Origin of the sequence: Rudaea sp. (assembly GCF_036383415.1) — a bacterium.
GTDB lineage: Bacteria > Pseudomonadota > Gammaproteobacteria > Xanthomonadales > Rhodanobacteraceae > Rudaea.
This window is the reverse complement of record NZ_DASVOK010000489.1, coordinates 1-10493: the sequence shown is the minus strand read 5'-3', so window position 1 is coordinate 10493 and position 10493 is coordinate 1. Positions and strand designations below refer to the sequence as shown.

Annotated in this window: 8 protein-coding genes; 5 read left to right on the top strand and 3 right to left on the bottom strand. The window is 64.6% G+C overall.

Translation table 11 applies throughout. The features are described 5' to 3' along the window. Both VF497_RS17695 and rpoE read right to left on the bottom strand, forming a co-directional pair. On the bottom strand, positions 1-219 hold a 219-nt coding region (locus VF497_RS17695; RefSeq protein WP_330891231.1), incomplete at its 3' end, for a sigma-E factor negative regulatory protein. Between the two features lie 54 nt (positions 220-273). Further along, positions 274-876, bottom strand: coding sequence for an RNA polymerase sigma factor RpoE (gene rpoE / locus VF497_RS17690; protein ID WP_330891228.1), 603 nt, complete (start codon positions 874-876; stop codon positions 274-276). A gap of 206 nt (positions 877-1082) precedes the next feature. On the opposite strand from rpoE, the gene VF497_RS17685 reads away from it, so the two are divergent. Beyond that, complete coding sequence (locus tag VF497_RS17685) at positions 1083-3128, top strand: 3-hydroxyacyl-CoA dehydrogenase NAD-binding domain-containing protein (protein WP_330891226.1); 2046 nt, start codon at positions 1083-1085, stop codon at positions 3126-3128. 6 nt (positions 3129-3134) lie between these two features. Here the strand turns inward: VF497_RS17685 and VF497_RS17680 are convergent, their stop codons facing one another. Then, a complete protein-coding gene (locus VF497_RS17680; protein ID WP_330891224.1) occupies positions 3135-7400 on the bottom strand; it encodes a S8 family serine peptidase in 4266 nt (1421 codons plus the stop codon). A 124-nt stretch (positions 7401-7524) separates the two neighbouring features. Between VF497_RS17680 and ccmA the strand changes: the two genes are divergently transcribed. The 4 genes from ccmA to ccsA form a co-directional block, all read left to right on the top strand. Continuing rightward, entirely contained in the window at positions 7525-8202 is a 678-nt protein-coding gene (ccmA, locus tag VF497_RS17675; RefSeq protein ID WP_330891223.1) for a heme ABC exporter ATP-binding protein CcmA, read from the top strand. Next, positions 8199-8882: a heme exporter protein CcmB gene (gene ccmB / locus VF497_RS17670; RefSeq protein ID WP_330891221.1), complete on the top strand. Its 684-nt coding sequence runs from the start codon at positions 8199-8201 to the stop codon at positions 8880-8882. The genes ccmA and ccmB overlap by 4 nt, the downstream gene beginning before the upstream one ends. Before the next feature lie 7 nt (positions 8883-8889). After that, the gene (locus tag VF497_RS17665) at positions 8890-9885 is read left to right on the top strand and encodes a cupin-like domain-containing protein (protein ID WP_330891219.1); all 996 of its coding nucleotides are present in this window, start codon (positions 8890-8892) and stop codon (positions 9883-9885) included. 137 nt (positions 9886-10022) lie between these two features. Further along, a partial coding sequence (gene ccsA, locus VF497_RS17660; RefSeq protein ID WP_330891217.1) for a cytochrome c biogenesis protein CcsA occupies positions 10023-10493 on the top strand: 471 nt, incomplete at its 3' end.

The following is a 10493-nucleotide window of genomic DNA, read 5'->3' as shown; positions in this document are numbered from 1 at the left end:
GATCACGCCGTCGGCGAAATCCGCCGGCAGTGCGACCGCGACATATTCGCGCCGCAGGCACGCGCTGATGACGTGATAGCTCGACCAGCGCTGGGCAAGGTCGGACTGCGCCGCGACTCCGCGCAGCAGGAATCGCACCTGGTCGCGCGGCAGCTCGCCATCCATCAGCGCGGACAATTGTTCGCCGAGCGAGTCGGCCATGGCTTGATTGGGATTCATGGTTCGGGATAGCAGATGTTCACTCATTGTCGTTACCTGCAACGTCATGACCGCTCATATCATCGGCAATTCGGAGTCCGAATTGCCGAGCAACGGACGCAACTTCGCATCGATCGCGTCGCGGGCGCGGAAGATGCGCGAGCGGACCGTGCCGATCGGGCAGTTCATGCGTTCCGCGATTTCCTCGTAGCTCAAACCATCGACCTCGCGCAGCGTGATTGCGGTTTTCAACTCTTCCGGCAGTTGTTCGACCGTATCGAAGACCGTTTGTTCAATTTCCTGACGCAAAAGTTCGTGCTCGGGCGTGGCGCGATCCTTGAGCCAGGCGCCGCCGTCGAGCAGCATGGCATCGTCGACCGCGATGTCGTCCTTCGGCGGGCGCCGGCCCTGCGAGACCAGATGGTTCTTCGCCGTGTTGATCGCGATCTTGTAGATCCACGTGTAGAACTGGGCGTCACCGCGGAAGTTGCCGATCGCGCGATAGGCGCGGATGAAGGCTTCCTGGGCCACGTCCTGGCATTCGCTCCAGTCGGAGACGTAACGCGAGATCACGCTGACGATCTTGTGCTGATACTTGCGGATCAGCAGATCGAAAGCGCGCTTGTCTCCTTTCTGTACACGTTCGACCAACTCGCGGTCGGTGTCCGCTTCACCCATCCGGGCCATACTCCGTTTGAATTCGACCCGGTTGAGCATGACGATGCTAGACCGGGATATGCAATGAAAGTTCCGCGGCCAGACGCCGACGCCGAAACAACCGCAGCGCCTGTTCCCGGCGCTGCGGCCGGGATCCCGCGATACGTTGACCCGGCCATCCCCAGCGCCGATTATAGCCGCCCCACCCCGCTGCAACCGGAACCATCATGTTCGAAGGCCTGCGCTTTGCCCATTGGAAACCCGACCTCGGCGCCGACGGCATTCTCGTGCTGACCTTCGACCGCGCCGACGCGCCGGTCAATGCCTTCAACCGCGCGGCGATGGACGAACTGGCGCAGATCGCCGAACGCCTGGCGATCGAGCCGCCGAAAGGCCTGGTGATCCGCTCGGGCAAGCCCGACACGTTTATCGCCGGCGCGGACATCACCGAATTCGAAAAATACGAGAAGGAAGGCCGCGTCCTCGCCAGCATCGAGAACGGCCAGCGCGTGTTCCAGAGCATCGCGCGCCTGCGCTGCCCGACCGTTGCGGCGATCCATGGCGCCTGCATGGGCGGCGGTTTCGAGCTGGCGCTGGCCTGCCGCTATCGCGTCGCGACACGCGATGCTAAAACACGTCTCGCGTTTCCCGAAGTCATGCTCGGCATCATCCCGGGCTGGGGCGGCACGGCGCGGTTGCCGCGGCTGATCGGTGCGCCGGAAGCGCTGCCGCTGATGCTGACAGGCAAGTCGCTGTCGGCCGAGGCGGCCCGCGCGCTTGGCGTGGTCGACAAGCTGACCTCGCCGGAGCTGCTCGTCGCCGAAGCCAAGGAACTGATCGCGCACCCGCAGCCGCGCCCGTTCGTGCAACGCGCGACCGCGTGGGCGACAAACCTGTGGCCGGTCCGGCAGATTCTTGCGCCCATCGTCGCCAAGCAGACCGCGGCCAAGGCCAACCCGCAGCACTACCCCGCTCCGTTCGCGCTTATCGAGGTATGGCGGCGCGGCGGATCGAGCATCACCCAGCGCCTGAAGATCGAAGCTCGCGCAGTGGCCAAGCTCGCGGTGACGCCGACCTGCCGCAATCTCGTCCGCGTCTACTTCCTGCAGGAGCGGCTAAAGAAGCTCGGCAGCGGCGACTCGGGCATCAGCAAGGTCCATGTCGTCGGCGCCGGCGTCATGGGCGGCGACATTGCCGCATGGTGCGCGCTGCGCGGCTTCGACGTGACGCTGCAGGATCGCGAGATGAAATACATCCAGCCCGCGCTCGATCGTGCGCATGATCTGTTCGCGAAGCGCTTGAAAACACCCGAGGCGATCGCGCCGGCCACGGCGCGGCTCAAGGCAGACGTCGATGGCAACGGCATCGCCGGCGCCGATCTCGTCATCGAAGCAATCTTCGAGAATCTGCAGGCGAAGGAAGACCTCTACCGCAAGACCGAACCGGCAATGAAGGCCGATGCGCTGCTCGCAACCAACACCTCGAGCATCCCTCTCGACGAACTGCGTCAGGCGGTCAACGCACAAGGTCGCTTCCTCGGCCTGCACTACTTCAACCCGGTCGCGCAGATGCCGCTCGTCGAAATCGTGCGCCAGGACCATCTCGATGCGGCCAACGAGGCGCGCGCGTTCGCGTTCTGCAAGAAAATCGACAAGCTGCCGGTGCCGGTGAAAGGCACGCCGGGCTTTCTCGTCAACCGCATTCTGTTCCCCTACCTGCTCGAAGCGCTGCGCATGTTCAAGGAAGGCATTCCCGGCCCTGTGCTCGACAAGGCGGCGAAGAAATTCGGCATGCCGATGGGGCCGATCGAACTGGCCGACACGGTCGGACTCGATGTCTGCGTCTCGGTCGGCAAGGAAGTCGGCGAGTTCCTGCATCTCGACATTCCCGACGGTCTCGACAGCTACCTCAACGACGGCAAGAAGGGCAAGAAAACCGGCGAAGGCCTGTACAAGTGGGAGAACGGCAAGCCGGTCAAGCCCGAAGTCGATCCGAACTACAAGGCGCCGGACGACATCACCGAGCGCATGATCCTGCCGCTGCTCAACGAATCGGTCGCCTGCCTGCACGACGGCGTCACCGACGACGCCGACTTGCTCGACGCCGGCGTGATCTTCGGTACCGGCTTCGCTCCGTTCCGCGGCGGTCCGATCCAGCACATCAAGAGCGAAGGCGCGGAGAAGCTCAAGACGCAGCTCGACGCGCTCGCCGCGAAATACTGTGCACGCTTTGCGCCCAAGCCGGGTTGGGACAACCCGGCGCTGCGCAGCTGACAGTCCTCAGGGCGTGCAGGCCGACGGCGAACCCGTCAGCCGAACCAGCGTTTGCTGATCGACTGTCCAGGAACCACTCAGCGGAGGCTGCAACATGAAGTTCGTCGACAGCTTGCCGCTGCCTGTGTCGATATAGTCGATCGTCATCGTACCCAGCGGTTGCGAAGTGACCTTGCGATATGCGCACGCCGGGCAGAATCCCGCGCTCTGCGTCAGGTTCAGTGCGTTGGTCGCCGCGAACGGCTGCGCCGTGCCTACGCCCCAGCGTGCAACCCCAATCGCGTCGTAGAAGTAGAACGCTGTGAACAGTTGGTCCGGAAGCGCCAGCGCATCCAGCCCGTAACCCGATTGCGTGGGCACATACCAGGTACCGGAAAAATTGGCGGCTGCGCCGTTGAAGTTCGGACATGGCCCGGCGCCGAGGCGCGCAAAGCGCTCGCTGCCGGCCTGCCCGTCGAGCGTCCAGGACAAGATCATGTCGCTGTTATCGATGCGCGTCAGGGTGACTTCGCCCACTTGCCGGCTCGCATTGACTTCCGTTCCGTTCCAGTTGACCCGATAGAGCGGCGCCGTCCATACCGAGCCTGCCGGATCCGGTTGCGAGGCCTGGGCGGAATACCAGGTGGGCGTGCCGTCCTCGAGATAGGTATACCAATACACAAGTTGCTGACCACCGCCCTGGCTGACGAAAATGCCGTGACCAGAGCGCTGCGGGTTGTAGTAGGTGCCCGGAGGTATGCCTGTACTGTCTGCAGGACTGGGCGTTGCCAATTTCAGCCCGAGCCCGACAGCCACCGCGTCGTTGCCGAGATTTTCCGCGGTGACATACCAGCGCCCCGGCGTGACGGGCACGCTGGTGGCCTGCAACGGCAGTGAAGCCGACAACGTCCACACCACCGTGCTTGCGGGCGCGGCATCGATTTCAGGCGAAGAAGAGAATGCGGGAAAATCCGCTCTTGCGATGCCGATCCGGACCTGGGAATTGCTGCCGGCGGGCAAGTCGGCGTTGACTACCAGCGTGGAGACATTCGGCGGCACGTCAATGAAGCGGTGCCGCGATGAACTGCCGCCGCCGAGATAAAAGTAGTCGCGCAGCAAGGTCGGCCGCGAACCTAGATCATGCAAGGCTCCCTGCGCGTCGCCACCGGCATCTGACAGGGTCAAGGCGAACGGCAGGAATCCCGCTCGGCCGTCGAGCCCGGGTGCACCGTCGATCAGCACCGCTCCGAAGTATCTCTGCCCCGGTGCTGCAGGCGGTTGTGACGACACCCCAGGCGCTGGCCAGCCCAGCCGCAAGGGAATCGTCGAGGTCGTCGGCACATGCCCCGGACCGGTCGTATGGAAATCTGTGGCTGCGTCGTAGCGGGCTGTGCCGTTCGCCCCGATTTCCGGTGCGGCAGTACGCACATCGACACGATATTGTGCCGCAGCATCGCCTTTTACTACTTGAGCGAGCACCCATACTCCACTGATTGTCTTCGAGCCGACTTCGTTCAGATTGATCACGCAGCGCGCGATCGCGTTCGGCGAAGCGGTGCCTGCATCGGCGACGCAGGCTTGCTCGGAAAGCTGCGGTTGTCCGTCGCCATTGCCGTCGATGCCTGCATAGAGACGGGCCTGCGGCGCTTCGGTCGTGGAAAGTTCGGCGACGACGAATGCCGTTTGCGAATAACAGGCTCGATAGCCGCCGGGGCAAGTGCTCAACTGCGGTCCACGATGGAAGGGAACGTAGACGAGCTGCACGCCGGTCTTCGGCAGACCGTAAGGCGCATCCGGCGTGGCATCGACGCCGAGCGACAAGGTATTCAACGAACCCGCATCGAGGGTGGTCGACAGAAACTGCGCCGATGCCAACGCGGGCAATCCCACCAGATTCAGGTCTGCGTGCCCGCCGCCGGCGGCTCCGGACAATTCCCGGAACAACAGTGGGGGACCAGGATCGGAAAAAACAGCCACGGTCAGCGCAATGTCGCTTGCGCCACGCACGCCACCAGTCTTGTGGAGGACGACGCGGGCGCTGACCCAATGGCCAAGCAGGCGCGGATCGCTGACATCGAGCTGGATATCGAGCATCTGCGATGCTCCGGCCGCGAGCGTGAACTGGCTCGGTGTCACCGTAATCGCTGCGCCCGTTGTCACACTCGCGCTGATTTGCCAGGTGCCACCACCGGACATGTCGGTAACGGTGCGCGTGAAGTCACAGTGCTGGAAACAATGCTCGTCCTCGATACCGACGCGATTGAGTTTGCGCAGGTCACCGCCCTGACTCGGATTCTGCGCAGTGAAGTCGGCAGCGCCCAGCGGCAGATACAAGCCGGCATTCGCTGCCAGTGCCGGTTGCACGCGGCCGCTGCCGGCGTCATTCGGGGAAGCCAGCGTGGCGCCGTCTTCCTTGCGCACGCTGCCCGCGAGCGCGGAGCCGATCAGGGCCGACTCGACCTGTGCCGGCGTCCAGTCATGGTGCGCAGAAAGCACGAGTGCTGCGCTGCCGGCCACGTGCGGGCTGGCCATCGAGGTACCGGTCATCAGCGCGAGGCCGTTGCCAGTGTTCGATGCGGAGAGAATGTTCGTGCCGGGCGCGGTCAGGTCGGGCTTGAGTACGCCGCCGGTGAATCCGTACGGTCCGCGCGAGCTGGAGGCTTCGAGCACATCGCCGAACGCCACATCGAGTTGCGCGGCGACGCCGGAGATCGAGCTGCGCAGCGGCGCGTATGTGTGCGCCCAATCCTTGATGGCCTGCCCTTCCCGGTACCCCAGATGCACCGCCGGCAGGTAGTGGTCGTCCGACACGGTACTTTCGCCGTCACTGGCCGCATTCGCGAGGACCATGCCGCCCGCGCCCGCGACCTGGAGGTTGTAGCCTTTCTCGACGCGCCCGTAGGTGCCGCGATCGCAGATCACGATCTCGCCGTGGAACGTGCCTGCAGGCCAGGGATTGCTCGATCCGTCCGGCGGCGACGACACCGAAGTGCCTTTCCCGCACAGCGCGCTGCCGTAGTCGCCGGCGTAGACGACCGCGGCCGGACCATATCCGGCCGTGAATCCCTGGCCGACGAGATCGCCGAATGGCGAAGCGGCGCCTGTTCCCGTCGTCCCGGTCAGCGTATTGGTCAGACGGCGGTTGTGCGAGGCGTTGGCCACGCCGATTACCCACGGCGCGTTGGACGGCTCGCTCAAGGTGTTCGCGCTCGGCCCCTCGTTGCCCGCGGCAACGGCGATCACGATGCCGGCCGCGCGTGCCTGATAGAACGCATACGCATCGCTGCTGCGATCGGCGAGCAAGGTGTAAGGATCGGTCGTGTCGCCGCCGATCGAGTAGTTGATGACGTCAACCTTGTCCACGATCGCCTGGTCGATCGCCTTTACCAGCCACGACTCGGCGCAAGTGCCGTCGCCCTGCGAAGCATCGATCGGCTTCGCGTTGCAGGCCTTGTACATGATCAGGTTCGCGTGCGGGGCAACACCGGAGACGTTGCGCGTCAGGTTCGCCGTCATGCCGCGCAGGTTCGCATTGATCGCATTACCCGCCGCGATCGCCGACACGTGGCTGCCGTGACCCGCGACGTCGACCCCCTTGTTGCCTTCGTTGCTGTAGTCGTAGATGCCGATCAACTTGCCGTTGCACGCGGCCTGCCCGCTCGCGCAGAGGCCGAGATAGCCCGCGCGCGGGTTGGTGTGTGTGTAGCCGTCGCCGCCGATCGCGGCGAACGAGGGATGGGCCGGATTGATGCCCGTGTCGATCACACCGATCACCACGCCCTCGCCCTTGGTCGTCATGCCGGCTTGCCCGGACCACAACGCGTCGGCGCCGATCCATTGCGGGCCCGCGTCGGTGTGCACGCGCAGGATGCGTTCGCGGCGCACGGCGGCCACACCGGGCAATGCGGCGATCTTGTCCGCTTCCGCACGGGTCAATTCGAGCGCCATGCCGTTCGCTGCGTGCGTGTAGACCTGAGTCGGCACGAGCTGACGCGAAATCGCGCGACTCGCCAGATCGATCACGCCATTGCGTGCCGCGTCGAGTTGCCCGAGGTAAGTGGTACTCTGCGGCGCAGCGAGCGCATCGCGCATCGCCTGCCGGCCGCCCGCTGGCGCTTTGGCACCGGCCGATACGCGTTTCGCGGCGTTCTCGACCAACGGCGCATCGCGCAGGGAGATCAGGTAGACCACGCGTTCCTGACCCGGATCGGACGCGGCAACGGCTTGCGTGAACAGCAGCGTCACAAGGATCGCCGCGGCGAATCTCCCTGCGCGCCAAATGCGGTCAATCATGCAGCCTCTCCAAGCGTGCGTTCTGCGCCGAGTCTAATGCGCGCCGCCTGCGCGGGAAATGCCCTGCGCTGGCATCGCGCGCGCCGGACCGCTAGCATGGCCGGCCTTGCCGTCCACCCAGACCATGTCCGCCATCGATCTTGCCGACACGCCGCCCCTGCTCGCCGCGCGAGGTTTGGCGTATGCGCGCAACGAGGAGCCGATTTTCGGCCCGCTCGATTTTTCCTTGGCCGCGGGCGAGGTCGTCTTGATCGAGGGCGACAACGGCAGCGGCAAGACGACACTGCTCAAGGTTCTGTCCGGCCTGCTCGAATCGACCGCGGGCGAGGTGCTGCTCAACGGCGTGCACCTGACCTTGGCGAAGCTCTCGCACCAAGTGGCGTTGCTCGGTCATCTGCCGGGCATGAAACTCGAGCTGACCACGTTGCAGAACCTGCGTTTCGCGGTCGGTCTCGGTGGCATCCGCCCCGGGATCACTCCGACAATCGCGCTCGCGAGCGTCGGCCTCGCCGGCTACGAAGGTCAGCCGCTGCGCCTTCTTTCGGCGGGACAGAAAAAGCGCGTCGCACTCGCGCGCCTGCTGCTCGTACCCGCGGCGCTGTGGCTGCTCGACGAGCCCTATGCGAACCTCGACCGCGAAGGCATCGAACTCGTCAATCGCCTGCTCCTGATGCACGCCCAACGCGGTGGTTCGGCGCTGATCACCTCGCATGGCGCGTATGCTTACACATCAGGAACGCCACGCAGGATTGCATTGCGTGCGCAGGCAATCGAACAAGCCGCCGGCGAGGCACACGCATGAAGCCCGGCACGACTTCGGCAGCCTGCGTCGCACTGCTCAAGCGCGACCTCGCCCTGACCTGGCGCCGTCGCGGCGACGCGTTCAATCCGCTGCTGTTCGCGGTCATGGTCGTGGCGCTGTTTCCGTTCGCGCTCGGCCCCGATGCGCAGGTGCTCGAACGCATCGCCGCGGGCACGATATTCGTTGCCGTGCTGCTCGCCGCGCTGCTCTCGCTCGACAGCCTGTTCCGCAGCGACCTCGATGACGGCTCGCTCGAGCAACTCGTGCTCTCGCCGCATCCGCTTTCGCTGCTGCTCGCCTGCAAGATCGCGATCCACTGGCTGACCACGACGCTGCCGCTGATCGTGATCGCACCGCTGCTCGCGATGTTGCTGCATCTGCCCGACAGCGTATTGCCCGTGCTGCTCGCCGCACTTGCGCTTGCGACGCCGCTGCTCAGCCTGATCGGCGCGATCTGTGTTGCGCTGACCGTGGCCCTGCGCCGCTCCGGCATGCTGCTGACCCTGCTCGTGCTGCCATTGATCGTGCCGGTGCTGATCTTCGGCGCCGGTGCCTGCAATGCCGCGCAGGCCGGGCTGCCCTACGCTGCGCCGCTGCTGTGGCTGGCTGCGTGGCTCGTGCTCGCGCTCGTGCTCGCGCCGCTGGCAACCGCCGCGGCGCTGAAGATTTCACTGACGTAGCCGCGCCATGCCAACCGCCATCGAGGAATTCCGCGTTACCGGTCAACGGATCGACCTGCGCGAAATCATGAGCCGTGCGCAGCCGCTCGTGTTGCGCGGTCTGTGCGGCGACTGGCCGCTCGTCGCGCTGGCCGAGAAATCGGATACCGCTTTCGCCGAAGAACTCGCACGCCACGACAACGGCACACCGGTCGACGTGCTGCTGATCGACGCGCAGGCAGATGGCAAGATCGGCTACAACGCGACGATCGACGGCTTCAACTACGAGCATTTTCGCGTCTCAGTCACCGATGCACTGAAGCGCCTCGCAGGCTATGCCCGGCAAGGAACATCGCCGCGCGGCGTAGCACTGCAGAGCGCGCTGCTGTCACAATGCGTGCCCGACCTCGTTGCCACGCACCGGCTGCCCTTTCTCGACGCGTCGGTGCAACCACGGCTGTGGCTCGGCAACCGGGTGACGACGCCCGCGCATTTCGACAGCACGCACAACATCGCGGTCGTCGCCTGCGGTCGACGGCGCTTCACCCTGTTTCCACCAGATCAGGTGCGCAACCTCTACGTTGGGCCGATCGACTTCGCTCCCACTGCGGCGGCAATCAGCCTGCCGCCTCTCGATGCAATCGACGACTCGCGTTGGCCTAAATTGCGCGAAGCCCTCGACCATGCGCAAACCGCCGAACTCCATCCGGGCGATGCGATCTATATTCCACCGGTGTGGTGGCACCATGTCGCCTCACTCGAACGGCTCAATGCGTTGGTCAATTTCTGGTGGCATACGGACGGCGTGACCGAACCCGGCCTGCATGCGCTGATGCATTGCCTGCTCGCGTACAAATCGATGCCGCCGGCCGAGCGCGGCGCGTGGAAAGCGCTGCTCGATCACTACGTGTTCGGCGAAGAAGAGCCGGGCGCGCATATTTCAGCGGAACGTCGCGGCGTGCTCGGCACACTGACGCCTGATGTTCTCGCGCGACTGAAACGACTCGCACGACCGGAATCCTGATGCATGAAGAGAAACGGCGGCGTGGTTGACGTAAAATCTCTTTCTTCGTCATTTGGTCATCTCGTCAATGACGGACAGGAGCAAGAGATAACTTGAATGCCGGTTTGCGTCAGCATGTTGAATTCTGTCGGATAAAAATGTCCCCACTCGTACTCTGGTTCCACAAGCTTGGCTCGCCGCCGTACTTCTATCGCCTTGCCGGGCGTTTTCTGCCATGGCTGTATGCGATCGCGCTCGTTACCGGCGCAGTCGGGCTCTACGGCGGCCTCGCCGTCGCACCAGCGGATTACCAGCAAGGCGACTCGTTCCGCATGATCTACGTGCACGTGCCCTGCGCGTGGATGAGCCTGTTCGTCTACGCCTTCATGGCGGCGAACTCGTTCGTCGCGCTGGTGTGGCGGATCAAGCTGTCGGAAACGCTCGCGATGGCGAGCGCACCGGTCGGCGCGGCGTTCACCTTCATCACTCTTGTGACGGGTTCGCTCTGGGGCAAGCCGATGTGGGGCACGTGGTGGACTTGGGACGCACGCCTGACCAGCGAGCTCGTGCTGCTGTTCCTCTATCTCGGCGTGATCGGCCTCTACCATGCGATCGAAGACGCGCGTCAG

Coding starts and splice junctions, on each gene's coding strand:
- rpoE (WP_330891228.1), bottom strand. CDS start 876: ATGGGTGAAGCGGACACCGACCGCGAGTTGGTCGAACGTGTACAGAAA.
- VF497_RS17685 (WP_330891226.1), top strand. CDS start 1,083: ATGTTCGAAGGCCTGCGCTTTGCCCATTGGAAACCCGACCTCGGCGCC.
- VF497_RS17680 (WP_330891224.1), bottom strand. CDS start 7,400: ATGATTGACCGCATTTGGCGCGCAGGGAGATTCGCCGCGGCGATCCTT.
- ccmA (WP_330891223.1), top strand. CDS start 7,525: ATGTCCGCCATCGATCTTGCCGACACGCCGCCCCTGCTCGCCGCGCGA.
- ccmB (WP_330891221.1), top strand. CDS start 8,199: ATGAAGCCCGGCACGACTTCGGCAGCCTGCGTCGCACTGCTCAAGCGC.
- VF497_RS17665 (WP_330891219.1), top strand. CDS start 8,890: ATGCCAACCGCCATCGAGGAATTCCGCGTTACCGGTCAACGGATCGAC.